Here is a 25,335-nt window from a genome sequence, read left to right as displayed (position 1 = left end):
GGTCTTGCGATCCCCTGCTTTCCCCCGTAGGGCGTATGCGGTATTAGCTACGCTTTCGCGTAGTTATCCCCCGCTACTAGGCACGTTCCGATACATTACTCACCCGTTCGCCACTCGCCACCAGACCGAAGTCCGTGCTGCCGTTCGACTTGCATGTGTAAGGCATCCCGCTAGCGTTCAATCTGAGCCAGGATCAAACTCTTCAGTTTAATCTCTGTATTTGTTTCGTATTCTTGGTCCGAATAAATCCGAACCAGGTCATACGTCGCTACTCAAAGGAAGTGAGGTATGTTCTTAAACTTGACGTCTAAGGTACTTCACTTCTAGTGAGCACTTGATTTCATTGTGCTTGTGAAGAGGCCAGGGTTTAACGCCTAACCTAATCACAGTGCATCGCATCAAGCGCCCACACTTATCGGTTGTTTAATTGTTAAAGAGCGGTACTGCTAAATTCTTCACTGCCATTTCGCTGAACCCGCCAGCTTCGCGCTGCTTTCGCTTTGCGTCGCTTGCTGTTTTCAGCAGCAGAGAGGCGAGATTATGAAGGAGTTTTTATCGCTTGTCAAGTCAGCGTCGTTCGCTTTCGCGCCCCTGCTTTCTTGCTTGCGACCCCTTCAGGTCTGCTCTCTTTAGCAGTTATCGAAACATCAGAACAACCCATCAGGGTTAACCCTAAGTTTTCGGCAACTGCCAAGCCTGAAACTATAACACAACTTTTGCAGATTATGCAACCGGCTCTTGCCTGACTTGCATCCTATCTTGCAACCCCGCCGCTTTCGCGGCAGCCCTGAATTTCAGGGGTTGGTTACTACTTCAGGTGACTAGCGATTCGATCCGGGTAAACCCTGAATTCTTATCACCAGCCAAGCCCAAGACTATAGCACGATTTTTGCAGGTTGTGCAACTGGCTTTTGCCTGATTTGCGTCAATCCTTGCAACAACCGCTTGGCGCTCATTCCTGAACCCGTCGCGGCAGACTTGGCTGGGTTACCCCGGGTTTTCACCTTGCCTTGCCTGTTGTGCTTGCCTGGCTCCGCGGTTCAAAAACTGTCTGAACTGCGAAGGAGCGAGACTATAGCACAGAAATTTCGCCGTTCACGGCCGACATGACGCCCGTTTTGCAGAAACATGAACTTTTAGGGGACGCACCGGCCGCACAGCCTGTGACCCTCTATATATAGAGGCACTCTATATAGGCATTCATCAGATGCGCAGCTCGGTGGTCTCTTTGATCTGCTGGAGAGCAAAGAAAGACCGCATGTCGATCACCGCCGGGTGCCGCATCAGGGTGTCCATGGCGAAGCGGGAGAAATGCGCCAGGTCCGCCACCTGAATCCGCAGCAGGTAGTCCATGTCGCCGGACATGGCATAGCACTCGACCACTTCGGGCCAGAGCTGCACGTCGCGGGCAAAGTCGCTCATCGGGGCATGGCTGGATCCGCTGTGCTTGTTCAGGCGGATGTTCACGTAGGCAAGCAGCCCCAAGCCGACCTTTTCGGCATCGATCAGCGCGACGTACTTCTTGATGAAGCCCTTTTCCTCCAACCGGCGGACCCGACGCAGGCAGGGGCTGGGCGACAGGGAGACGCGGTCCGCCAATTCCTGATTGCTGAGGCGCCCGTCACGCTGCAATTCGGCCAGAATCCTTAGATCTGTCCTATCAAGCTCGATATCAGACATTTTTTGCCCTTATATTTTTAATTACGGCAATATTATTGCCCAGAGTACCGACTTTCGCGACATGTTTGCAATTGTCTGCCTGCCGTTCCTCCCTACAATCTCCGTCTAGACTTGAACAACAAGTCGTCCTGAAAAATGATGCAAGGGAGCAGACACATGAGCAGCGCTTTCCAACCCTGGGACAACCCGATGGGCACCGCCGGGTTCGAGTTCATCGAGTACGCCGCGCCGGACCCCGCCGCGCTGCGCAAGGTTTTCGAGCTGCTGGGCTTCAAGGCCATCGCGAAGCACCGCCACAAGGATGTGACCCTGTACCGCCAAGGCGGCGTCAACTTCCTGATCAACGCCGAACCTGATTCCTTCGCCCAGCGTTTCGCCCGCCTTCATGGCCCGTCGATCTGTGCGATTGGTTTCCGCGTGCAGGACGCCAACGCCGCCTACAAGCGCGCGCTGGAATTGGGTGCCTGGGGTTTCGACTCGCACAGCGGCCCGATGGAACTGAACATTCCGGCCATCAAGGGCATCGGCGATTCGCTGATCTACCTGGTTGACCGCTGGACGGGCAAGGAAGGCCATGGCGGCATCGGCGACATCAGCATCTATGACGTGGATTTCTTGCCGGTCGATCCAGGCAACGCGCAAGCCGACCTGAATCACCGCGGCGCCGGCCTGACGCTGGTGGACCACCTGACGCACAACGTGCACAAGGGCCGCATGGCGGAGTGGTCGGAGTTCTACGAGCGCCTCTTCAACTTCCGCGAAGTGCGCTACTTCGATATCGAAGGCAAGGTGACGGGCGTGAAGTCCAAGGCGATGACGTCGCCCTGCGGCAATATCCGCATTCCGATCAATGAGGAAGGCACCGAGGAAAAGGGCCAGATCCAGGAATACCTGGACCTGTACCGCGGCGAAGGCATCCAGCACATCGCGATGGCCACCGACGACATCTACAGCACGATCGAAGCGCTGCGAGAAACAGGCGTCGTGTTCCTGGACACTCCGGAAACCTATTACGAACTGCTGGACCGCCGTCTGCCCAATCATGGCGAGGACGTGGCCCGTCTGCAGAAGAACCGAATCCTGTTGGACGGCGCCCCCGGCGGCGGCCTGCTCCTGCAGATCTTCACTGAAAACCAGATCGGGCCGATTTTCTTCGAGATCATTCAGCGCAAAGGCAATGACGGTTTCGGCGAAGGCAATTTCAAGGCCCTGTTCGAGTCGATCGAACTGGACCAGATGCGCCGCGGCGTCGTGAAGAGCGTCGACTAACTGCTTCCCCCGCCGGCGTTCGGTGCCTGGCATTGGCGCCGGCTTTGAGACCTCACCTGGTGGTGAGGTTTTTTTTGCCTGGTCGCCGGACCGCCGGACCGCCGGTCCGCCGGGATTCAGCGCTGCAGACGGTCCTGGAACTGCTTGCGGAACTTGGCGACCTTGGGTGCGATGACGAACTGGCAGTAGCCTTGTTCGGGATGCAGCGCGAAATAGTTGCTGTGATAGCCCTCCGCCTGCCAGAACTTGACGGGCGCCAACAGCTTGGTGACGATCGGCGCGTCATAGACCTTCTGAGCCTCGACTTCGGCGATCACGGCCTCGGCCTGTTCGCGTTGGGACTCGTTCTGCCAGAAAATGGCCGACTCGTACTGGGGGCCGACGTCATTGCCCTGGCGCCCCGGCGTGGTGGGATCGTGGGTGGCAAAGAAAACGCGGAGCAGGTCGCTGTATGAGAGGACGGCGGGATCGAACTCCACCCGCGCGACCTCGATGTGGCCGGTGTCCTTGCCGCACACCTGCTCGTAGGAGGGGTTGTCCACATGCCCGCCGCTGTAGCCGGGCAGCACGCTCTTGACGCCCTTCAATTCGGTGAAGACCGCTTCGACGCACCAGAAGCAGCCGCCGCCAAGAACGGCGACTTCATTGCCCGGGGATGCTTGTTCTGCCATGACGATTCCTTTCTTGTAGGCGGCCGCAGCCCGCGGCCGGCGCCCCCGGCTTCATGCGCGGGGCATAGACAATAAGACTACTGCTTGGGCGGCGCCAGCGACAAGATCCATTCGGCCAGCAGACGGGCGTCTTCCTGGCTGACATGCGTTTGCGCGGGCATGGGCACGGCGCCCCAGGCGCCCCGGCCGCCGCCGCGGATCTTGCCCGCCAGGTAATCCACCATGGCGTCGCCCTGCCCCGCATAGCGTTCGGCCACGCTTTTCAACGGAGGCCCCACGCGCTTGGCCTCCACTTGGTGGCAAGCCATACAGGCTTTGCTCTTGGCCAGGTCCAGGCCAGTGGTTTGCGCCTGAGCTACGCCGGCGCCCAACACGCCGGCCATGGCCACCCACAGACTAATCTTCAAATGCATCGGTTACTGCCCCACGGCTCGCGGTGCTGGCGAGCTTGCCGAATTTGGCGAGCACACCGCGTGTATAACGCGGCTTGGGCTGAACCCAGGCCTGTCGACGAGCCGCCAGGTCTTCGTCGCTGATATTGAGCTGCAACAGCAGCTTGTGGGCATCGATGGTAACCGAATCGCCTTCCTGGATGAGGGCGATCGGACCGCCCACGAAGGCCTCTGGCGCGACGTGGCCCACGACCATGCCCCACGTGCCGCCGGAAAAGCGGCCGTCGGTGATCAGCCCCACGGTTTCACCCAGGCCCTGCCCGACCAACGCTGCGGTGGGCGCCAGCATTTCACGCATGCCGGGGCCGCCCTTCGGGCCTTCGTAGCGGATGACCACCACATCGCCATCCTTGATCTGGCGCGCCATGATGGCCGTCATGGCGTCGTCTTCGGAATCGAAAACGCGCGCAGGGCCGGTGATGACGGGATTCTTCAGGCCGGTGATCTTGGCCACGCAGCCCTCCGGCGACAGATTGCCTTTCAGGATGGCCAGATGCCCTTGCGGATACAGGGCGCGGTCCAGCGGCATGATGACGTCCTGGTCCGCGCGCGGCGCATCCGGCACATCCGCCAAGGTTTCCGCGATGGTCTTGCCGCTTATCGTGATGCAGTCGCCGTGCAGCAACCCGGCGTTGAGCAGCACCTTCATGACCTGCGGGATGCCGCCCGCCCGGTGCAGGTCGGTCGCCACATACTTGCCCGACGGCTTCAGATCGCACAGCACGGGCACGCGCCGGCGGATGCGTTCGAAATCATCGATGGTCCATGGCACTTCGGCGGCATGCGCGATGGCCAGGAAATGCAGCACCGCGTTGGTGGAACCGCCGGTGGCCATGATGACCGAGACGGCGTTTTCGATGGACTCGCGCGTGATGATGTCGCGCGGCCGCAGGTTGCGCCGGACCGCATCCACCAGCACCCGTGCCGATTCCGCGGCCGAAACGACTTTCTCGTCGTCTTCGTTGGCCATCGTGCTGGAGTACGGCAGGCTCATGCCCATGGCCTCGAACGCGGAACTCATGGTGTTGGCCGTGTACATGCCGCCACAGGAGCCTGAACCGGGGATGGCGCATTTCTCGATCTGCTTGAAATCCGCTTCGGGCATGCGCCCCATCGTATATTCGCCCACGGCTTCGAAAACCGACACGATGGTGAGGTCGCGGCCCTTGTAATGGCCCGGCTTGATCGTGCCGCCATAGACGTAGATGCCCGGCACATTGGTGCGCGCCAGCGCGATCATGCCGCCCGGCATGTTCTTGTCGCAGCCGCCGATCACCACCACACCGTCCATCCACTGGCCCTGCGCGGCGGTTTCAATACAGTCGGCGATGACTTCGCGCGACACCAGCGAATACTTCATGCCTTCGGTGCCCATGGACATGCCGTCGGAGATCGTAGGCGTGCCGAATACCTGGGGGTTGGCGCGCGAGGACCGGATGGCGTCGATAGCGGCATCCGCCAGGCGCTGCAGGCCGCTGTTGCACGGCGTGATGGTCGAATGGCCATTGGCCACGCCGATCATGGGGTTTTCGAAATCGGCTTCCTGGTACCCAAGCGCGTAGTACATGGCGCGGTTGGGCGCGCGCGCGACGCCGTGGGTGATGTGGCGGGAACGTTCGTTGTTCGGCATGGTCTGTCTCTCCTGTCGGCCGTCGGGGCGTGGACATGGCGAACGCCCCCTGGGATGCTGGCTCGCTTGCATGCATGCGAATCTTCAGTGCTCGCCGGTTATTATCATTCAACTTTATTGTGTCGGGCAGAACATGCTGCAATATCCAAAATTCGACCCCATCGCTTTGCAGATCGGGCCGCTTGCCATCCACTGGTACGGCCTGATGTACCTGGCGGGCTTCGCCCTGGTGTACCTGCTTGGCCGCCGCCGCATCACCAGCGGCCACACCACGTCGCTGAACGTGCGCGACCTGGAAGACCTGATCTTCTATAGCGTGCTGGGCGTGGTGCTGGGCGGGCGGCTGGGGTATGTGCTGTTCTACAAGCCCGGGTACTACCTGGCGCATCCGCTGGAAGTGGCATACCTGTGGCAAGGCGGCATGTCGTTCCACGGCGGCCTGATCGGCGTGATCCTGGTCATGTTGCTGTTCGCACGCAAGAAGAAGCTGCCCTTTTTCGCGGTCAGCGACTTCATCGCTCCGCTGATTCCGCTGGGCCTGGGTTTTGGCCGGCTAGGCAACTTCATCAATGGCGAGCTGTGGGGCCGTCCGACCGACGTGCCGTGGGCCATGGTGTTTCCCGACAGCGGCGACGGCCTGGCGCGCCACCCCTCCCAGCTGTATGAACTGGGCCTGGAAGGCATCGTGCTGTTTGCGCTGCTGTGGTGGTTTTCGAGCAAGCCGCGTCCACTCGGACAGGTAAGCGGGCTTTTCCTGATGGGTTACGGAACGTTCCGCTTCCTGGTGGAATTCACCCGCGAGCCGGACAATTTCCTGGGGCTGCTCGCGGGCGGATTGAGCATGGGACAGTGGCTGTCCCTGCCGATGGTCGCCCTAGGCGCCATCATGTTCAGCCTTACTGCAAAACGATCGTCCCGTTGACGGCGATGCTGACCGTGACGTCTCCCGCTTCCAGCGGGACGTCCGGGCTGTAGCCGCCGGAGGCGTCCTTGGCCATGGCCGCGGCGCCCAGCATGCGCGGCATCGGCACCGGGCCGCCCGAGCCGCCCAATTCCAATTTAGACAGGCGGTAGCCCGAGAAACCAAAAGCGTTGGCCGCTGCCAGCGCCCGGTCCTTGAAGGCCTGGGCCGCTTCTTTCAGCAGCTTGCGCTCTTCGGCCTCGCGCGCTTCGCGCGAGAGCGAGAAGCTGATGTTGGAAATGGCGGTCTTGTCGGACAGCTTGGACGCCAACGCGGCGGCGGCCTCGAAGTCTTTCGATTCAAGCACCACTTCGCCCTGGCCGCGCCAGTTGCTGATCTTGCCCTTGCTGCTGGTATTTGGCCAGACGTTGTAGCCGCCCGTGCGGACGTCGACACCCTTGGTATCGCGCGCACGCTTGATGACATCGTCCAATGCCGCCGTCAGCTTCTTGCCGGCGGCCGGCTGATCCGGCGCCTCGACTTCGGCAGACAACGAAATCCGGACGGTGTCCTGCTTGACCTCGGAGGACGCGGTGGCTTGCAACGTCATTTCCGGCGAGCGGTTCGCAGACGTTTCCGTAGCGGCGGGCGCGGCAGGCGCCTGTGCTTGCGCAAGGACGGGCTGGGCAGCGGCGATGGCGGCCACGGCTGCGCACGCTGCGCCGAGTTTCGTCAGCGAGAAAACAGAGTGTTTAAACATGGACTGGTCCTAGGAGGGAGGACAAAGGGGTGGCAAAGAGGGAGCAAGGGGGGATGGTGAGGCGCCCGACGCGGACCTGCACTTATGGCAGGCCCGCTGGGTAAATGCCCCGCCTGTGCCGTCAAGGCCGGCATCTCGAACCCTAAGGTAAGAGGTGGTCGCGTTCCGCAGAGCATCGGGTTCGTCTACGAGAGACGATCACTCCAGCTCTACACTCCCGCAACCATATGCCGAAAGCATAGGTTCAGAGAATGTATGGCCTAGTCACGGACACGGCAGGGACAAACTGAAAATTCTTGAATACTGCGTATGAACGGTTAGAGCAGTTTTTCCTGACCCGATAAGGCGTCATCGAGTACTGCGTTCATGTCCTCAATTCTACGCTTGAAGTCGCCGACTGCCAAACCGCCCAGCGGGCCATCGGGTGCTTTCATGGCGAGGAGCTCGCCCGCGACCTGCAAGGCCGCCATCACGGCGATGCGTTCGTTGCTGGAAATCTTGCCCGACCCCTGGATGCGCAGCATCAGTTGGTCGACATGGCGCACCGCAGCCATGAGCGTCGGCTTCTCTTCAACGGAGCAGGCCAGGGAGTAGTCGCGCCCCAATATGGTGACATCTACGCGTTCCATCAGTGTTGCTCTCCAGACGGTGCGCCCGGCAGGCGGGCAAGCACGGCGTCGATGCGCTCGCGGGCGGCGGCGGCGGCCACGCGCAAGCGCTGTAGTTCGGTGTCGCGGGTTTGCAGATTGCCCTGCAGTTCGGTTTCCCGGGCAGAGAAACGCGATTCAAGCGATTGGCGTTCGGCGGATTCCCGGGCGAGCTGTTCGCGCAAGGCGACTTCGGCCTGCTGGGCCTGCTCGAGCATCGCGGTAACCGCGCCGTCGTGATCCTGAAGCTTGCTTTGCAGCGAGACGATGTCGGCCTCGCGCTCGGCGGCGCGCTGCTTCAGCGCGCGCTGTTCAGCTTCGAAGTCGTTCAGGCGGAGGCGCAACGCGTCACGCTCTGCGTGGAGTTGGCGGGTGCGTTGCACCAGTTGCCCGATTCGGGCGGCGAGTTGGTCTAGATCTTGCAGCATGGGCGCTATCGTAAACCATCCTGAGTTGAATCGGGCCTCTTCACGCCGCTTGAGAAACCCGGCAATATTCGGTAGGAAATAGGGTGGCGATTCCGGCGGTGCAAGGCCAGCCGACGACACACTTTGAAAAAGCCCACCCTCCTCCAAATTCCCCGCATCCGGCCGATTCGGCTTTCGCATTTCTTTCTATAAACTTTCACTTAGCTTTCAAAAAGCCCTCAATCTCCCCGCGCCGTTACATCTGGGGATCGGGAGTACCCGAATTCTAGGGAAAACCCCAGGCTTTCACCGAGCTTACAGGGTTTGCAGCGTGGCAGGCGTCCATTACCATTCGCCCTTTCAAGAAACCACGCCGTCGCTTTCAGAAGAACTAATGGCACCCCGAAGTGCCTTTTTTGTGCCTGTCACTCGCCTTTCGGCGGGTCCCATCCGGCTACAAACTTTTTTATCTACATGCTGTAAACAGGAGCCAACCAATCATGCAGCTACGCAATCGACAGGACTTCTGGTCTGGGGTGATGTTCATCGCCCTTGGACTGGGATTCGCCTGGCAAGCCAGCAGCTACCAAATGGGTACTGCCGCCCGAATGGGCCCAGGGTACTTTCCTTTCTGGCTAGGCATCGTTCTGGCTTTGCTGGGCGCCATCGTGCTGCTTGGCTCAATGTCCAAGAAGGCCCATGAAACGCACGTCGAGAAATTCGACTGGCGCATCGTTTTCCTGGTGGTCGGGTCCGTCGTCCTGTACGGCCTGGTCCTCAAGCTGTTGGGCATCTACATCTCGGTGTTCATCCTGGTTGTCGTCAGCAGCCTGGCCAGCCACGAGTTCAGCCTGAAGGTCGCCGTCGCCAACGCGATCTTCCTGGTGATTTTCTCGTATCTGGCATTCGTCAAGGGGCTGGGGCTGATCTTCCCGCTGTGGCCGTCCTTTCTGGGCATGAACTAAGGAGCAACCGGTCATGGAATTGTTTGACAACCTGATGTTGGGCTTCTCGGTGGCGTTCACGCCCGAGAACCTGCTTTACGCACTGCTGGGCTGCATCCTGGGTACGCTGATTGGCGTGCTGCCGGGCATCGGCCCCGTCCCGACCATCGCGATGCTGCTTCCGATCACGTACGTGCTGCCCCCGGTGGCCGGCCTGATCATGTTGGCGGGTATCTATTACGGCGCCCAATACGGCGGCTCCACGACGGCAATTCTTGTGGCGCTGCCAGGGGAAACGTCCGCGGTGGTGACCGTGCTGGACGGTCACCAGATGGCCCGCAACGGCCGTGCTGGCGCCGCGCTGGCAATCGCCGCGCTGGGTTCGTTCTTCGCCGGTTGCGTGGCCACGCTGCTGCTGGCCGCGTTTGCCCCCCCGCTGGCTGAAGTCGCCTTCAAGTTCGGCCCCGCCGAATACTTCTCGCTGATGTGCCTGGGCCTGGTCGGCGCCGTGGTGCTGGCCTCGGGCTCGCTGCCCAAGGCGATCTCGATGATCATCCTGGGCTTGCTGCTGGGCATGGTCGGTACCGACGTCAACTCGGGCGTCGCCCGCTTCGACTTCGGCGTGCCGGAACTGCAAGACGGCATCGACTTCGCCATCGTGGCCATGGGCGTGTTCGGCTTCGCCGAAATCATGACCAACCTGGAGCAGAAGGAAAACCGCGTCGACATCACCGACAAGATCGGCTCGCTGTACCCGAACAAGCAGGAATTCAAGGAATCGTACCCGGCAGTGCTGCGCGGTACGGCCCTGGGTTCGGCCTTGGGTATCTTGCCGGGCGGTGGCGCCGTGCTGTCGTCGTTCGCTTCCTACACGCTGGAAAAGAAGATCTCGAAGAATCCGGAACGCTTCGGCAAGGGCCACCCGGCCGGCTTGGCGGGCCCGGAATCGGCGAACAACGCTGCTGCCCAGACCTCGTTCATCCCGCTGCTGACGCTCGGTATCCCGGGCAACGCCGTGATGGCGCTGATGGTCGGCGCGATGACGATCCACAACATCCAGCCCGGCCCGCAAGTCATGACGAGCCACCCGGAGCTGTTCTGGGGCCTGATCGCCTCGATGTGGATCGGCAACCTGATGCTGGTGGTGCTGAACCTGCCGCTGATCGGCCTGTGGGTCAAGCTGCTGAAGGTGCCTTACCGCATCCTGTTCCCCGCGATTCTGGTGTTCTGCACGATCGGTGTGTATTCGCTGAACTACAACGCGTTCGACATCTTCACCACCGCCATGTTCGGCATCGTCGGCTACGTGTGGTCGAAGCTGAAGTGCGAAGGCGCGCCGCTGCTGCTGGGCCTGGTCCTTGGACCCATGATGGAAGAGAACTTCCGCCGTGCCCTGCTGCTGTCGCGTGGCGACTTCACCACCTTCGTGACCCGTCCGCTGTCGGCTTCGCTGCTGGCTGTCGCGGTGTTCCTGGTGATTCTGGTGGCCCTGCCGGCCATCCGCAAGAAGCGCGAAGAGACCTTCGTCGAAGAAGAGTAAAGCGCGGGTCGCCGCCTTACGGCGGCAGTCTCGCCTTTCAAGAAACCCCCGGGGCTTGCCCCGGGGGTTTTTCTTTGCCCGGACAGAACCTGAGACCGGCAAAAGCTACTAATAACTACAACACACTACAAGGTGCACAGCATTTCCCGTCATCTACGTTAAGCTACGGGTTTACCCCACGCGATGATTCGGCATGAATTTCGACTGGAAGAATCCCTATCCCACCACCCGGATTCCGGTGTTCGCCCGCAACGTGGTCGCCACGTCGCAACCGCTGGCGGCGCAGGCCGGCTTGCGGATCCTGGCCCGCGGCGGCAATGCCGTGGACGCGGCCATCGCCGCGGCCGCCACGCTGGCGCTGACGGAACCCGTCAGCAACGGCTTGGGTTCCGACTGTTTCGCCATCGTCTGGGACGGGTCGAAGCTGCACGGCTTGAACGCTTCCGGAACGGCCCCCGCCGGCTGGAATGTGGATTACTTCCGCCGCAAGCACCAGGGCGTGATCCCGATGCGCGGCTGGGACAGCGTGACCGTGCCCGGCTGCGTGGCCGGCTGGGCTGCCCTGCATGAAAAACTGGGCAGCCTGGCGTTCGCCGACGTGCTGGCGCCTGCCATCGAATATGCGGAACGCGGCTATGCCGTGTCACCCGTCGTGCAGGAAAAGTGGGCCGCGCAAGCCGACATCCTGCACCCCCAGCCCGGATTTGCCGAACATTTCCTACCGCGCGGCCGTGCGCCCCACATCGGCGAGCACTTCGTGCTGCCCGGCGCGGCGGCGACGCTCAAACGCATTGCAGCAAGCGGCGGGCGCGACTTCTATGAAGGCGAAACCGCCCACAAGCTGGTGGCGCACGCGCAGGCGCACGACGCCGCGCTGACCCTGGCCGATCTGCGCGACTACGCCCCGGAATGGGTGACGCCCATCAGCCAGCCGTACCGCGGCCACACCCTGCATCAGATTCCGCCCAATGGCCAGGGCATCGCGGCGCTGATCGCACTGGGCATCCTGCAGAACTTCGACCTGGCGGCCCGCCCGGTCGACCATGCCGACACCCAGCACCTGCTGATCGAAGCCATGAAACTGGCGTTCGCGGATGTCTACTCCCATGTGGCCGATGCGCGCCACATGCGGATGACGCCCGAACAGATGCTGCGGCCGGACTATCTGGCGGAACGCGCACGGATGATCGACCCCAACGTGGCGCAGGCCTTCGCGTCCGGCCATGCGCCGCAAGGCGGCACCGTCTACCTGACCGCCGCGGACAAGAACGGCATGATGGTCAGCTTCATCCAGTCGAACTACATGGGCTTCGGCTCCGGCGTAGTGGTGCCGGGCACTGGCGTCAGCCTGCAGAACCGCGGGCATTGCTTCACGACCCAACCGGACCATCCCAACGTGGTCGCGGGCGGCAAGCGGCCCTTCCACACCATCATCCCCGGTTTCCTGATGCGCGACGGCGCCCCCGTCATGAGTTTCGGCGTCATGGGCGGCAATATGCAGCCTCAGGGCCAGGTGCAGACGCTGGTGCGCATGCTGGACTACGGCCAGCAGCCGCAAGCCGCCTGCGACGCGCCGCGCTGGAAATGGAACCACGGGCTGGCGGTGGATGTGGAGACCGGCCTGGCTGCGGCCGTGGCCCAGGGCCTGCGCACGCGCGGCCATGTGCTGGAAGGCATCGACGACCCCTACATGGACTTCGGCTCCGGCCAGTTCATCTGGCGGCTGGGCGACCCGGCCGTGGACGGCTATGTCAGCGCCAGCGACAGCCGGCGGGATGGACTCGCCGCCGGCTTTTGATTGCGTTAAGGTTAGTGTCCTGAGACTGACCTTACCCACATAGAGCGGAGTCCCCTGCATGGCAACGATCGGTACCAAGAGCTACGACGCGGTCGTAGCCCAGAAAGTCGCTTTCCTCGGATTGGGCGTGATGGGCTTGCCCATGGCCGGCCACCTGGCCCGTGCGGGCCACGACGTGACGGTCTACAACCGCTCGCCCGCCAAGGCGCAGGCCTGGGTCGCCGAGTTCCACGGCCACCATGCTCCAACTCCGCGCGAAGCGGTGGCGGGCGCGCAGATCGTTTTCGCCTGCGTGGGCAACGACGACGACCTGCGCAGCATCGTGCTGGGCCCGGACGGCGCGTTTTCGGGCATGGCGCCCGGGGCCGTGTTCGTCGACCACACCACCGCCTCGGCCGATGTGGCGCGCGAGCTCTACGCACAAGCCAAGGAACTGGGACTTAACTTCATTGACGCGCCCGTCTCGGGCGGGCAGGCGGGCGCCGTCAACGGCGCGCTGACCATCATGTGCGGCGGCGAGCAAGCCGTTTTCGACGCGATCAAGCCGGTGGCGCAGAGCTTCGGCCGCGCCGTCACGCTGGTGGGCGCATCGGGCGCCGGCCAATTGGCCAAGATGGTCAACCAGATCTGCATCGCCGGCCTCGTGCAAGGCCTGTCGGAAGCGGTGGCCTTCGGCCAGGCGGCCGACCTGGACATGAAGCTGGTGCTGGACGTGATCAGCAAAGGCGCCGCGCAAAGCTGGCAGATGGAAAACCGCGGCGGCACCATGGTCGACGACAAGTTCGAGTTCGGCTTCGCGGTGGACTGGATGCGCAAGGACCTGGGCCTGGTGCTGGCCGAGGCGCGCAACAACGGCGCCCGCGTACCGGTGACGGCCCTGGTGGACCAGTTCTACGGCGACGTGCAGAAAATGGGCGGCGGCCGCTGGGACACGTCCAGCCTGGTGAAGCGCCTGCGCGACTGACGGGGCATCGCCCTGCCCCGCTGCCATGCGATGCGGCGGCAAACAGAAAGGCGAGCCTCAAGGGCTCGCCTTTTTTCGTGGCGCGTACGCGACGAGCGCCACGTACGCCTGAAGCCGTACGCTGTACGCCGTACGCCGTTAGGCGGCCAGGCCGACCTGCGCCGTTTCCAGCACCAGCGCGTCAATGCGCTGCTTGGCCAGCGTCACGCCTTCCAGCGCGGCCACTTCACCCATCGCCATGCCTTCGGCGGCGATGAACGTGACGTCACTCATGCCCAGGAAGCCCAGCATCTGGCGCAGGTACGGCGTCATGGTGTCGGAGGGCGTGCCTTCGGCCTTGCCGCCGCGCGCCGTCAGCACGAACACCTGTTTACCCTTGACGAGGCCCTCAGGCACGCCTTCCGGCGTATAACGGAACGTGACGCCGGCACGGGCCAGGTAGTCCAGATAGCTCTTGAACTGCGCGGGCATATTGAAGTTGTAGACGGGCACGGCGAACACGATGCGGTCGGCTTCCATCAGCTCGGCGACCAGCGTATCGCTGAGTTCAACGATGCGCTGCTGCTCGACGCTACGGGCATCGGTCGGGGTGAACAGCGCGCCAGCGGTGCTACCGTCGAAGTAAGGGATGGGCTGCGCGCCGATGTCGCGAACTTTGACGACGGCCGCCGGGTTGGCTTGTTTGACGCGCGCAATCAGGTGATCGGCCAATTGCTTGCTGTTGGAACGGTCGCCGAGAATCGAGGAAAGGATAACCAGGGTCTTCATTGCAAATATCTCCAGTGGTGGCCCGCCTTGGGCGGGCGGCCGGGGTCTGTCAGCGCCACGTCCGGCTCCTCAAGGAGTCCGGACCGGAGCTTGCCGCCGGGTGGCGTTGCAGATCCCGAATGCATGGACTCACTGTAGACCGGTTCATTGTTCGCATAAACCGGGGTATGATGAACTGTTCGTTCCAGGAATAGAACAATCATGCAAGATCTCAATGACCTCTACTATTTTTCCCAAGTCGTCGAGCAAGGCGGCTTCAGTGCGGCCGCACGCGCGCTGGACATCCCGAAATCCCGACTGTCGCGCCGGATTTCGCATCTGGAGGAAAGCCTGGGCGTCAGACTGCTGCAACGCACGACGCGCCGGCTGCGCCTGACCTCAGCCGGTGAACGCTACCTGCACTACTGCCGTGAAATGGCCGCCTCGGCGCGAGCCGCCGACGATGCCATGCGGCAACTGCAGTCAGAACCGGCCGGCCCCGTGATCGTGAGCTGCCCTGTTTCCATCGCGCAGGATGTGCTGGCGCCGATCTTGCCCGAGTTCCTGGATGCGTGGCCTGCGATTTCCGTGCAGTTGCTGGTGACCAACCGGCGCGTGGACCTGATCCGCGAAGGTGTGGACCTGGCGCTGCGCGTGCGCACCAAACTGGATACCGACGCGGAACTGGTGGTGCGCCATCTGGGATCCGCTCGCGGCACGCTGGTGGCCAGCCCTGGCTATCTGCAACGCCACGGCACGCCCGACACACCGCAGGATCTTGCGTCCCACACCACCCTGAGCTTTTCCGACCCGCAGCACGACGTGCGGTGGCCGCTGGTCAATGACAAGGGCGAAGAGGTACAGGTCGAGCTGAAGCCCCAGTTGTCCTGCAACGACTTCATCGTGCTGACCGAAGCCGCGGTGCGCGGCCGGGGCATTGCGCTGCTGCCCTCGATCGCGACACAGGAAGAGCTGCGCCGCGGCCAGCTGGTGCCGGTGCTGCCGCAATGGCAATCGCCGGAAGGCATCGTGCATTGCATCTATCCGTCGCGGCGGGGCATGATGCCCGCCGTCCGGACCCTGCTGGATTTCTTGTCGCAACGCCTGCCGACGATGTATCAACGGCTGGAAAAAGCCGTCACGCCCGTGGCTCAGTAGCCGCGCGTGCGCTCGACGACGCCGGTGATGGGTTCGCCGCGCATCAGCTGAGCGACCTTGGCCGCGATCTGCTCGATGCTTTCGTCGCGCAGCGTGCGCGCCGCGATGTGCGGCGTGACGTGAACGCGCGGGTCGCGCCAGAACGGATGGTCGACGGGCAAGGGCTCGATATGGAACACGTCCAGCGTGGCGCCGGCGATCTCGCCTTCTTCCAGCATCCGCACGAGGTCTTCTTCCACCAGGTGTTCACCACGGCCGACGTTGACCAGGTGCGCATCCGGCAGCAACTGCGACAGCGTGTCGCGGTTGAGGATGCCGCGCGTGTCCGGCGTAAGCGGCAATACGTTCACTAGAAAGCGCGTGCGGGCCAGGAACGCCGGCAAGGCAGCTTCTCCGGCGAAGGACTCCACGCCGGGGATCTCGCGCGGCGTGCGGGACCAGCCCGCCACGGGGTAGCCGAACCCGGCCAGGGTCTGCGCGACGCGCGCGCCCACCTGGCCCAGTCCCAGCACACCGACGGGCCAGTCCGCCTGCCGGGTGCCTTCGCGGGTATCCCAGTGCTGGCGCGCCTGCGCCTGATCGAACGCCTCGAAATCGCGCGAGACGCGCAGCAGCGCATACAAGGCGTATTCGGCCATCTGCACCGACATGCCCGCGTCTTCGAGACGAACGATCCGCACATGCGCGGGGATCTCGGGCATCTTCAGCAGGGCGTCGACGCCCGCACCCAGATTGAACAGCGTCGTGATGCCGGTCTCGTGCTTGAACAATTCCACGGGCGGCCGCCACACCAGCGCCACCTCGGCGCCCGACGGCGGGCCATCGGGATTCCACACGGAAATGCGGCAGCCGGGCATGGCGGCTTCCAAGAGCGGCACCCAGACGTCGGAATCATGGAGGGGGCAGGCGAAGAGAATGTGCATGGTGGCGGTTCTGCAAGGCTTTTCGGAAGTATCAAGCATGCAGGATGGCGCCCTACAAATCAAACGGCCCGGCAGATCGCCGGGCCGTTCGTTTGCATCGGAAAAAGACTCAGGCCGTTTGCGGGACTTCAGGCTTGTCCTTGCCTTTGCCCTTGCCGCGGCGCACAAAGGCCCAGACCTGCAGCAGGATCAGCAAGGCGCTGGCGCCGATGAACCAGGCGCTGATCGGGCGCTGCACGAACACCGCCAGGTCGCCACGCGACAACAGCAGCGCGCGGCGGAAGTTCTCTTCCACCATCGGACCGAGCACGAAGCCGAGCAGGATGGGCGCGACGGAGAACTCCAGCGTCATCAGGATGGCGCCGATCACACCGAAGGCCAGCACTTCCCAAATCTGGAAGAGGCTGTTCTGCGTGCTGTACACGCCCACCGCGATGAAGAACAGCGCGGACGGGAACAGATAGCGGTACGGCACCTGCAGCAGCTTGACCCACACGCCGATCAGCGGCACGTTCAGCACCATCAGCAGCACGTTGCCCACCCAGAAGCTGGCAATCAGGCCCCAGAAGATGTCCGGATGCTCGGTGATCAGCTGCGGACCGGGCTGAATGCCCTGGATCAGCAGCGCGCCCAGGATCAGCGCCATCACCGCGTCGCCGGGGATGCCCAGGCTCATCGTCGGAATGAAGTCGACCTGCGTCTTCGAGTGCGACGACGCTTCCGGCGAGGCCACGCCGGCGATCATGCCGGTGCCGAACTTCTCGGGCGTCCGGGAGATCTTGCGCTCCAGCGCATAGGCCACGAACGTCGTGATGGTCGGGCCCGTGCCGGGCATCGCGCCGAACAGCGTGCCGACCGCCGTGCCCCGCACCATCGGCCAGAACGCGGTCTTCAGTTCCTGCTTGGTGGGCCGCATGTCGCGGATGCGCAGTTTGGCGCCGCTGCCGATGATCGTCATGCGGTTGACGCTCATCAGGAAGTCGGCCACGCCGAACAGCCCCATCGAAATCGCCACCAGTTCCAGGCCGTCGGACAGGTCCAGCAAGCCGAACGAGAAACGGATCGTGCCCGTGTTCACGTCAGTGCCCACCACGCCGCACATCAGGCCGAACAACGTCATCGCAACGCCTTTCAGCGGCGAACCCCGCGACATCGTCGCGCCGGCCAGCAGGCCCAACAGCATGATCGAGAAGATCTCGGTGGGGCCGAACTTGAACGCCACTTCAACCAGCAGCGGCGACGCGAAGATCATGACAATGATGCCGACCGAGGCTGCGAAGAACGAGCAGATCATCGTGATGCCCAGCGCGGTTCCCCCCTTGCCCTGTTTGGTCAACGGATAACCGTCAAGGCAGGTGACCGCGTGCGGCGGGTGCGAAGGCAGGTTCAGCAGGATCGCGCCGATGGCGCCGCCATATTGCGAGCCGTAGAAGATACCAGCCAGCATCAGGATCGCGGGCACGGGCTGCATCACGTAGGTCAGCGGCAGCAGGATGGAAATCGCCGACAAGGCGCCCATGCCGGGCAGCACGCCGATGAGGTTGCCCACCAGCACGCCGAAGAACGACCACATCAGGTTGTGCAGCTGGAACGCGACGCCGAAGCCGTACCAAAGGTCCATCAAAGATTGAGAGATCATGGCGCATCAACCCCAACGAAACAGCGGCAGCTGCAGTTGCAGCGCCCACCAGAACACGACGACCGCGATCGCGGACATCGCGAGCGACAGCAGGATGGCTTGCTTGATGGTGTTCTTGCGATCACCCAGCGCCGAAATGAAAACGATGGCGAACGTCGCCGGCAGCAGGCCGCCGTAGTGGCCCAGCAGCAAAAAGGCCAGCGTGCCCAGCAGGATGCAGGCGCTGCCGCGAAAATCGGGCAGCCCGTGCGCATGGCCGTCGCCGGGCGCGGGCGGCGTGGACTCTCCCGACCGCGCGGAAATGGCGATCAGCACGCCCGTCAGCGCCAGCAGGCCGCCGAGCGCGGCGGGGAAGAACCCCGGCCCCATGTGGCTCAACGAGCCGATGTGGTAATCGGTGCCCCCGTATATCGCCCCCAACCCGATCAGGACCATCAGCGCGCCGCCGTAGTAGTCCTTTCTGTTGATATTTTTTTGCACTTCCATCCTCCTTCTGGTGCAGGACCGTGCCGGCCCTGGATGCGCGGCTCGAAACGAGCGGCGCCCGGCCCTTAACAGCGAGCCGGAGCGCAGATTACGGAGGGAAGCTGCTAATCCGCTTTCTATGCGCTGTCGCGTTCCTGAATCCAGGGGTTATCCCTGAGTGGAGATGGCGAGGCGCGGGCGGGAAGTGGAAAATAATTTGAAAGCCGGGAGGCTTTACTGGTCGCCTTTGAGCTCGACATCGAGCGGGCGCGGGTACTGCGAGACAGTCGGCGCCAGCGGCAGCCATAAGACTGAGGCCAGGCCCGCCCCGCCTTGCGCATTGGGCTCGCCATCGCGCAATTCGATGTCGCCATCATTGCGGCGGGCATAGGCCCGGGCGATGGCCAGCCCCAGGCCGGAGCCCGACGAGGTGACGGGCTTGTCGGTGCCGACCCGTTCGAAACGCGCGAAGGCGCGGCCCCGCAGTTCGGGGCTCAGGCCGGGGCCGTTGTCGGACACCGCGACCTCGGCCCGGTTGTCCAGCCGGCACACCGACACGGTGATCCGCGCGCCGACGGGCGCGTAGTGGATGGCGTTGTGCACCAGGTTGGACAAGGCTTCGTGCAGTTCGGCTTCGCTGCCCAGCACGGGCACGGGGATTTCCATCCCCGATTCGGAACCTGCCTGCACCCAGCCCAGGTCTTGCTGTTTTTCATGTGCCAGCGGCAGGTACTGCAAGACGACTTCGCGCGAAACCGCGTTCATGTCCAGCAACTGGCGCGGCAACTGATCGGCCTGATTGGCGTGCGCCAAGGACAGCAACTGCTCGGTCAGGCGGCGTGTGCGCCCCAATTGGTCGACGATGGCGCGCAGGCCTTCGCGCGTACGGGCCGGGTCGCGCTCGCGCAGCGCGTACTGGGCCTGGGTCAGCATGATGGCCAGCGGCGTGCGCAACTGGTGCGAGGCGTCGGCCAGGAAGTGCGACTGCTCGTCCAGCACGCGGCGGTAGCGGGCGATATGGTGGTTGACGGCGTCGACCAGCGGCGCCACTTCGCTGGGCACGCGCGAGGCGTCCAGCGGGGTGAGGTCGTCGGGGCGGCGGTTGCGGATGTCTGCGCGCAGGCGGCGCAGCGGCTTCAAAGCCCACGACACGCCCCACCAGACCAGCAGCACGACCAGCGCCAGCATGCGCGCATCGCGCAGGATTTCCTGGCGCCGCGCGTTGTTTTCAGCTTCGATGCGCTTGCCCGTGCTTTCCGCCACCACGACCAGCACCTGGCGATGCGCCCCCTGGTAATAGAGGTCGCGCACGACCGCGACGACCCGCACCGGGTCATTGCGGTAGACGCCGTCGTAGAAGATGGGCTGGCCGTTCGAACGCGGCCAGACGGGCGGGCGCGGCATTTCGGGCATGCCCAGCAGCGTCTTGCCCTGGTCGGTCGGCACCGGTGCGCCGTCGGGCAGCGGCGGGTCGATCTGTTCGATGCGGAAATACTTGCGCAGGCCTGCGCGGGACTCCAGCATTACCTGCGCATACAGCGGCGTGGCCACCTGGAGATTGCCGTCCGGCGTGAATTCCAGGCTGCTTTCCAGCACGCGGGCGGGTTCCACCAGCGCGCTGTCATAGGCCTCGTTGGTGATCTCCGACAGCGTGCGGTAGTCGTTCAGGCTGTCGATGACCAGCAGCATCACCACGCCGGGCAGCAGCAGGATGATCAGCAGCGCGCGGATGCCGACGCGCGGCAGCCCGGGGATCCGCAGGCTCACTCAGGATTCCGATGCCGCGGACTCGCTGGTGACGCTTTCCAGCATGTAGCCCAGCCCGCGCACAGTCACGATGCGCACGTCGCTGCCGGCCAGCTTCTTGCGCAGCCGGTGCAGCACGACCTCGATGGCGTCGGGGTTGGCCTCGCTGTCGTGCGTGAAGACCTTGCCGAACAGTTGCGACTTGTCCACCGGGTAGCCGCTGCGGGTCAGCAACGCCGCCAACGCGGCGTGTTCGCGCGGCGTCAGGAACAGCAAGGAGCCGTCCAGCGTGAAGGCTCGGCTTTCGCTGTCGTAAGACAGGGAGCCGCACTGCAGGCGCGGATGCTGGCGGCCGCGGCTGCGGCGCACCAGCGCGGTCAAACGCGCTTCCAGTTCTTCCAGTGCGAAGGGCTTGGTCAGGAAATCGTCCGCCCCCAGGTTCAGCCCGCGCACGCGGTCCTGCAGCGCGCCCTGGGCGGTCAGCAGCAGGACGGGCGTGCGGTCGTCCCGGTTGCGCATTTCGCGCAGGACGACCAGGCCGTGCTTGTCCGGCAGGCGCAGGTCCATGACGATCGCGTCATATTCCGTGCCCGCCATGAATGCCTCGGCCGTGCGCGCGTCTGCCGCATGATCCGGCACGAACCCGCTCTGGGCGAGCGCACGCATCAACCAGGACGCCATGTCCCGTTCGTCTTCAACCAACAATATGCGCATGACCGTCCGTTCCTTCGGGCAAATTCTCTGCTCCCCGCTGTCCATGCACGCGCTGGCGCAGGTAGCGGGTTTCGTGATGACGCCGAAAGAGGATCGCCGACAACTCGTTCAACGCCTGGGTATAGACATCGCGCTTGAACTCGATCACGGCGTCCAGGGGTACCCAATACTGGCTCCAGCGCCAGGCATCGAATTCCGGATGCTGCGTCGCGCGCAAGCACACATCGCTGTCACGTCCCACCAGGCGCAACAAGAACCAAATCTGTTTTTGTCCTTTATAGTGGCCACGCCACTCACGCCGGACGAAGTGATCGGGCACGTTATAACGTAACCAATCGCGTGTACGCCCCAAAATACGGACATGCTCGGGCTTCAAGCCCACCTCTTCATGGAGTTCGCGATACATGGCCTGCACCGGGCTTTCGCCATATTTGATGCCGCCCTGGGGGAACTGCCATGCATGTTCCCTGATACGCTTGCCCCAAAAGACCTCGTTTCGACTGTTGACGAGAATGATGCCGACATTGGGGCGGTAGCCTTCGCGGTCAAGCATGGGCCACCCCCACCGAATTCAATACAATTACAGTCGATTATACGTATCTGCTGCCACCTTTAAACATGCGCGCATCCAACTACCACATCAACACCCTCAAAGAAGCCCCTTCCGAAGCCGAAGTCGCCAGCCATCAGCTGATGACGCGGGCCGGGATGATCCGCAAGCTCGCGGGCGGCATCTACACCTACATGCCCCTGGGGCTGAAGATCATCCGCAAGGTCGAGGCGATCGTCCGGGAGGAAATGAACGCCTCGGGCGCCATCGAGCTGCTGATGCCGGTCGTCCAGCCGGCCGAGCTCTGGCAGGAATCAGGCCGCTGGGAGCAATACGGCGCCGAACTGCTGCGCATCAAGGACCGCCACCAGCGCGATTTCGTGCTGCAGCCGACGTCCGAGGAAGTCATTACCGACATCGCGCGCAATGAAATCCACAGCTATCGCCAGCTGCCGCTGAATTTCTATCACATCCAGACCAAGTTCCGGGACGAACGCCGCCCCCGCTTCGGCCTGATGCGCGGCCGCGAATTCACCATGAAGGATGCCTATACCTTCGACCGCGACGAAGCCGGCGCCCTGAAAAGCTACGACACCATGTACGCCGCCTACATGCGCATTTTCGGCCGCCTGGGCCTGGAATTCCGCGCGGTGGCGGCCGACACGGGTTCGATCGGCGGCACCCGCAGCCATGAATTCCAGGTCATCGCCGATACCGGCGAAGACCTGCTGGTCTACAACCCCGACACCGACTACGCCGCCAACATCGAGCTGGCGGAAGCCGTGTCGCTGTACCCGGTGCGCGGTGACGCCACCCAAGCCATGGCCGACGTGCCCACCCCGGGCGCGGCCAAGTGCGAAGACGTGGCCAAGCTGCTGGGCCTGCCGCTGGAAAAGACGATCAAGTCGATCGTCCTGGCCACCGACGGCGACAAGGGCAAAGTCGACATCTGGCTGCTGCTTCTGCGCGGCGACCACGAATTGAACGAGATCAAGGCGGGCAAGGTGCCGGGCCTGGCGGGCTTCCGCTTTGCCACGGAAAGCGAGATCGTCGAGCATTTTGGCTGCAAACCCGGCTATCTGGGCCCGGTCAAGACGGCCAAGCCGGTGCATGTGATCGCCGACCGCACAGTCGCCAACATGGCCGATTTCGTCTGCGGCGCGAACAAGGAAGATTTCCACACCCAGGGAGTAAACTGGGGCCGCGACCTGCCCGAGCCCGAGCTCGTGGCCGATCTGCGCAACGTGGTCGCGGGCGACCCGTCGCCGGATGGCAAGGGCACGCTCTCCATCCAGCGCGGCATCGAAGTGGGACACGTTTTCTACCTGGGCAAAAAGTACTCCGAAGCCCTGAAAGCCACCTTCCTGGACGAAACCGGCAAACCGGCCGTCCTGGAAATGGGCTGCTACGGCATCGGGGTGACCCGCATCGTGGGCGCCGCCATCGAGCAGAACCACGACGCCCGCGGCATCATCTGGCCCCGCGCGATCGCCCCGTTCGAAGTGGTGATCTGCCCGGTGGGCTGGGGCAAAAGTGAAACCGTGCGTGACACCGCCCTGAAGCTGTATGAATCGCTGCTGGCGCGTGGCGTGGACGTCATCCTGGACGACCGCGATGCCCGCCCCGGCGTCATGTTCGCCGAATGGGAATTGATCGGCGCGCCGCTGCGTGTAACAGTTGGAGAACGCGGCCTGAACGATGGTGTGGTGGAATTGCAAGCCCGTCGGGAAACCGAAGCGGCCAAGATTCCGGTAGAGTCCGCGCTGGAATCGGTGCTGGCGAAACTCGACACCCTCTAACCTTATAGCTACTACGGACTTCCCGCGTCCCGACCCGCATCACTCCCTATCCGTATCGTGACCGATCCGAAGTCCACCGAATCCCTCCTGCAAGTCCGTGTCTACTACGAAGACACGGATGCGGGCGGGGTGGTTTTCTACGCTAACTACTTGAAATTCCTGGAACGCGCACGCACCGAATGGCTGCGCAACCTGGGAGTCAACCAGTCCGGGCTGGCCGCCAGCGAGCAACGCTTATTCGTTGTCCGCTCCTTGGACATGTCTTACCGGAAACCGGCCAGACTGGACGATTTGCTTACCATACGCAGCCAAGTCACCAAACTGGGCCGCGCTTCGATACACTTCGCGCAGCGCGCGGAACGCGACGGGGAACTGCTTGCCGAAGGCAACATCCAAGTCTGTTGCGTCGATGCCGTCCACATGCGGCCGACGGAACTGCCTGCCGACCTCCGCGCCAAACTGGAATCAATTCAGGAATAACCATGCAAGCCACCAGCGACATGTCGTTGCTTTCGTTGATTTCGCACGCCAGCGTGCCGGTCCAGCTGATCATGCTGATGCTGTTGGGCATCTCGATCATGTCCTGGACCTATATTTTCGCCAAGCGGCTTGCCATCAAGCGCGCCCATACCCAGACCCGCCGCTTTGAAGATGACTTCTGGTCGGGCGGCGACCTGTCCATGCTGCAACAGGCCGTGGCCTCGCGCCGTGACGAACAGGGCGCGCTGGCCCGCATCTTCGATGCCGGCATGACCGAATTCCTGAAGGCCCGCCGCGGCAACTCGGCAGGCGACGCCACCGCCCTGCTGGACGGCCCGCGCCGCGCCATGCGCGCCGCCTACCAGCGCGAAATGGATTCCCTGGAATCGCACCTGAACTTCCTGGCGTCCGCCGGTTCGGTATCGCCCTATATCGGCCTGCTGGGCACGGTCTGGGGGATCATGCACGCCTTCATCGGCCTGTCGAACATGCAGCAGGCCACGCTGGCCTCGGTGGCCCCCGGTATCGCGGAAGCGCTGATCGCCACCGCGATCGGCCTGTTCGCCGCCATCCCGGCCGTGGTCGCCTACAACCGCTTCACGAACGACATCGATCGCATCTCGATCCGTTTCGACAGCTTCGTCGACGAGTTCCTGAACATTCTGCAACGGCAGGTGCGCTAATGCCCTCGGTAAGCTCACGCGGCAGGTCCGGCCGCCGCATGAAGGCCGACATCAACGTGGTGCCGTACATCGACGTGATGCTGGTGCTGCTGATCATCTTCATGGTGACCGCGCCCCTGATCACGCCCGGGATGATCCAGTTGCCGTCCGTCGGGGCGGCATCGGATGTGCCCGTGAAACCGCTTGAAGTCCAGATTTCGGAAGACGGCAAGATCGCCCTGCGCCTGCGCGAACCCGGCGCCACGATGCAGGACATCGCACGCCCCGAGCTGGTGGCGCAAGTGCGCTCGCGCATTACCGCGGAAACGCCGGTGGTCATCGCCGCCGACGGCAAGGTGCCCTACGAGACGGTCGTGAAGGTGATGGATGAACTGCGCACCAACGGCATCACCCGCCTGGGCCTGCTGGTGGACCAGTCCGCCGCCGGCACTTCCCAGCCTGCCTCCGCGAAAAAACGCTAACGCGACGCCTTCCGCCGGCTTGTCCGGCATGCAACGCCCATGACGCCACCCATAATTCGACATCGCAGCGGCCCGCCGGCCACCCCGCCCAACAACGACAACCGGAATGCGCTCATTCTGGCTGTGGCGGTGCATTTGCTGCTGCTGGTCGCCTTGATCTTTGGCGTGAGCTGGCGCACGGAGGCCCCCGGCCCCGTCGAAGTCCAGCTGTGGGCCGACGGCAATTCGCCCGTCGCCCCGCCGCCCACGCCCCAGCCCGAACAACCCAAGCCGCCTCCTAAGCCCGAGCCCAAGCCGGAGCCTGAAA

Annotated in this window: 25 protein-coding genes, 1 rRNA gene, 1 other RNA gene and 1 pseudogene; 12 read left to right on the top strand and 16 right to left on the bottom strand. The window is 63.3% G+C overall.

What is annotated here, in order from left to right; translation table 11 throughout:
* Positions 1–209, bottom strand: a 16S ribosomal RNA gene (locus A9973_RS13315); the annotation flags it as partial.
* Positions 210–1,203: 994 nt separating this feature from the next.
* Entirely contained in the window at positions 1,204–1,680 is a 477-nt protein-coding gene (locus A9973_RS13310) for an Lrp/AsnC family transcriptional regulator (RefSeq protein ID WP_105560471.1), read from the bottom strand.
* Positions 1,681–1,836: 156 nt separating this feature from the next.
* Here A9973_RS13310 and hppD point away from each other — a divergent pair, with 156 nt between their 5' ends.
* Positions 1,837–2,949, top strand: coding sequence for a 4-hydroxyphenylpyruvate dioxygenase (gene hppD / locus A9973_RS13305; RefSeq protein WP_183014238.1), 1,113 nt, complete (start codon positions 1,837–1,839; stop codon positions 2,947–2,949).
* Positions 2,950–3,065: 116 nt separating this feature from the next.
* On the opposite strand, the gene msrA is transcribed toward hppD, so the two are convergent.
* The 3 genes from msrA to ilvD all read right to left on the bottom strand — a co-directional run bounded on the left by msrA (position 3,066) and on the right by ilvD (position 5,702).
* The gene (gene msrA, locus A9973_RS13300) at positions 3,066–3,620 is read right to left on the bottom strand and encodes a peptide-methionine (S)-S-oxide reductase MsrA (RefSeq protein ID WP_183014237.1); all 555 of its coding nucleotides are present in this window, start codon (positions 3,618–3,620) and stop codon (positions 3,066–3,068) included.
* A gap of 77 nt (positions 3,621–3,697) precedes the next feature.
* Positions 3,698–4,033: a c-type cytochrome gene (locus tag A9973_RS13295; RefSeq protein WP_183014236.1), complete on the bottom strand. Its 336-nt coding sequence runs from the start codon at positions 4,031–4,033 to the stop codon at positions 3,698–3,700.
* A complete protein-coding gene (gene ilvD, locus A9973_RS13290) occupies positions 4,017–5,702 on the bottom strand; it encodes a dihydroxy-acid dehydratase (protein ID WP_183014235.1) in 1,686 nt (561 codons plus the stop codon). The genes A9973_RS13295 and ilvD overlap by 17 nt, the downstream gene beginning before the upstream one ends.
* Positions 5,703–5,835: 133 nt before the next feature.
* Between ilvD and lgt the strand changes: the two genes are divergently transcribed.
* Positions 5,836–6,624, top strand: coding sequence for a prolipoprotein diacylglyceryl transferase (gene lgt / locus A9973_RS13285; protein WP_006226000.1), 789 nt, complete (start codon positions 5,836–5,838; stop codon positions 6,622–6,624).
* Here lgt and A9973_RS13280 read toward each other — a convergent pair.
* From A9973_RS13280 to A9973_RS13265, 4 genes are all read right to left on the bottom strand, one after another.
* Entirely contained in the window at positions 6,599–7,363 is a 765-nt protein-coding gene (locus A9973_RS13280; protein ID WP_183014234.1) for an SIMPL domain-containing protein, read from the bottom strand. The two genes, lgt and A9973_RS13280, sit on opposite strands and share 26 nt — an antisense overlap.
* 102 nt (positions 7,364–7,465) lie before the next feature.
* Positions 7,466–7,648: non-coding RNA, 6S RNA (gene ssrS / locus A9973_RS13275), on the bottom strand.
* Positions 7,649–7,680: 32 nt separating this feature from the next.
* Positions 7,681–7,992 (bottom strand): cell division protein ZapA, encoded by a 312-nt coding sequence (locus A9973_RS13270; RefSeq protein ID WP_183014233.1) that lies wholly within the window; start codon positions 7,990–7,992, stop codon positions 7,681–7,683.
* On the bottom strand, positions 7,992–8,438 hold the full coding sequence (locus A9973_RS13265) for a hypothetical protein (protein ID WP_183014232.1): 447 nt from the start codon (positions 8,436–8,438) through the stop codon (positions 7,992–7,994). The genes A9973_RS13270 and A9973_RS13265 overlap by 1 nt, the downstream gene beginning before the upstream one ends.
* Before the next feature lie 479 nt (positions 8,439–8,917).
* Between A9973_RS13265 and A9973_RS13260 the strand changes: the two genes are divergently transcribed.
* From A9973_RS13260 to A9973_RS13245, 4 genes are all read left to right on the top strand, one after another.
* Positions 8,918–9,382, top strand: a complete 465-nt coding sequence (locus A9973_RS13260) for a tripartite tricarboxylate transporter TctB family protein (protein ID WP_183014231.1) — start codon at positions 8,918–8,920, stop codon at positions 9,380–9,382.
* Between the two features lie 13 nt (positions 9,383–9,395).
* Positions 9,396–10,901 (top strand): tripartite tricarboxylate transporter permease, encoded by a 1,506-nt coding sequence (locus A9973_RS13255; RefSeq protein WP_183014230.1) that lies wholly within the window; start codon positions 9,396–9,398, stop codon positions 10,899–10,901.
* 193 nt (positions 10,902–11,094) lie between these two features.
* Positions 11,095–12,699 (top strand): gamma-glutamyltransferase family protein, encoded by a 1,605-nt coding sequence (locus A9973_RS13250; protein ID WP_183014229.1) that lies wholly within the window; start codon positions 11,095–11,097, stop codon positions 12,697–12,699.
* Positions 12,700–12,757: 58 nt separating this feature from the next.
* The gene (locus A9973_RS13245) at positions 12,758–13,663 is read left to right on the top strand and encodes an NAD(P)-dependent oxidoreductase (RefSeq protein WP_183014228.1); all 906 of its coding nucleotides are present in this window, start codon (positions 12,758–12,760) and stop codon (positions 13,661–13,663) included.
* A gap of 138 nt (positions 13,664–13,801) precedes the next feature.
* Here A9973_RS13245 and A9973_RS13240 read toward each other — a convergent pair whose 3' ends face one another.
* Positions 13,802–14,431 (bottom strand): FMN-dependent NADH-azoreductase, encoded by a 630-nt coding sequence (locus A9973_RS13240; protein ID WP_183014227.1) that lies wholly within the window; start codon positions 14,429–14,431, stop codon positions 13,802–13,804.
* A 201-nt stretch (positions 14,432–14,632) separates the two neighbouring features.
* Here A9973_RS13240 and A9973_RS13235 point away from each other — a divergent pair, with 201 nt between their 5' ends.
* Entirely contained in the window at positions 14,633–15,568 is a 936-nt protein-coding gene (locus tag A9973_RS13235) for a LysR family transcriptional regulator (protein ID WP_183014226.1), read from the top strand.
* Here the strand turns inward: A9973_RS13235 and A9973_RS13230 are convergent.
* The 6 genes from A9973_RS13230 to A9973_RS13205 form a co-directional block, all read right to left on the bottom strand.
* A complete protein-coding gene (locus tag A9973_RS13230; protein ID WP_183014225.1) occupies positions 15,562–16,491 on the bottom strand; it encodes a glyoxylate/hydroxypyruvate reductase A in 930 nt (309 codons plus the stop codon). The genes A9973_RS13235 and A9973_RS13230 overlap by 7 nt on opposite strands.
* Before the next feature lie 109 nt (positions 16,492–16,600).
* Entirely contained in the window at positions 16,601–18,130 is a 1,530-nt protein-coding gene (locus A9973_RS13225) for a tripartite tricarboxylate transporter permease (protein WP_183014224.1), read from the bottom strand.
* A gap of 6 nt (positions 18,131–18,136) precedes the next feature.
* A complete protein-coding gene (locus A9973_RS13220) occupies positions 18,137–18,616 on the bottom strand; it encodes a tripartite tricarboxylate transporter TctB family protein (RefSeq protein WP_183014223.1) in 480 nt (159 codons plus the stop codon).
* 213 nt (positions 18,617–18,829) lie between these two features.
* Positions 18,830–20,284 (bottom strand): sensor histidine kinase, encoded by a 1,455-nt coding sequence (locus A9973_RS13215; protein ID WP_183014239.1) that lies wholly within the window; start codon positions 20,282–20,284, stop codon positions 18,830–18,832.
* 78 nt (positions 20,285–20,362) lie between these two features.
* Positions 20,363–21,055 carry a response regulator gene (locus A9973_RS13210; RefSeq protein ID WP_006225987.1) on the bottom strand — a complete coding sequence of 231 codons (693 nt, stop codon included), beginning with the start codon at positions 21,053–21,055 and terminating at the stop codon, positions 20,363–20,365.
* Positions 21,036–21,608 carry an RNA pyrophosphohydrolase gene (locus A9973_RS13205; protein ID WP_169274081.1) on the bottom strand — a complete coding sequence of 191 codons (573 nt, stop codon included), beginning with the start codon at positions 21,606–21,608 and terminating at the stop codon, positions 21,036–21,038. The genes A9973_RS13210 and A9973_RS13205 overlap by 20 nt, the downstream gene beginning before the upstream one ends.
* A 65-nt stretch (positions 21,609–21,673) precedes the next feature.
* Here A9973_RS13205 and A9973_RS13200 point away from each other — a divergent pair, with 65 nt between their 5' ends.
* The 5 genes and pseudogenes from A9973_RS13200 to A9973_RS13180 all read left to right on the top strand — a co-directional run.
* Positions 21,674–23,404, top strand: coding sequence for a proline--tRNA ligase (locus tag A9973_RS13200; protein WP_183014222.1), 1,731 nt, complete (start codon positions 21,674–21,676; stop codon positions 23,402–23,404).
* A gap of 57 nt (positions 23,405–23,461) precedes the next feature.
* Positions 23,462–23,884: a tol-pal system-associated acyl-CoA thioesterase gene (gene ybgC, locus A9973_RS13195; protein WP_183014221.1), complete on the top strand. Its 423-nt coding sequence runs from the start codon at positions 23,462–23,464 to the stop codon at positions 23,882–23,884.
* A 2-nt stretch (positions 23,885–23,886) separates the two neighbouring features.
* Entirely contained in the window at positions 23,887–24,567 is a 681-nt protein-coding gene (tolQ, locus tag A9973_RS13190) for a protein TolQ (RefSeq protein ID WP_006225984.1), read from the top strand.
* Positions 24,567–25,028: an ExbD/TolR family protein gene (locus tag A9973_RS13185; RefSeq protein WP_183014220.1), complete on the top strand. Its 462-nt coding sequence runs from the start codon at positions 24,567–24,569 to the stop codon at positions 25,026–25,028. Before tolQ ends, A9973_RS13185 begins: the two co-directional genes overlap by 1 nt.
* Before the next feature lie 39 nt (positions 25,029–25,067).
* Positions 25,068–25,335 (top strand): annotated as a pseudogene (locus A9973_RS13180) (protein TolA); the annotation flags it as partial.

Source organism: Achromobacter sp. UMC46 (genome assembly GCF_014170335.1).
GTDB lineage: Bacteria > Pseudomonadota > Gammaproteobacteria > Burkholderiales > Burkholderiaceae_B > Achromobacter.
This window is presented reverse-complemented; position numbering and strand designations above follow the sequence as displayed.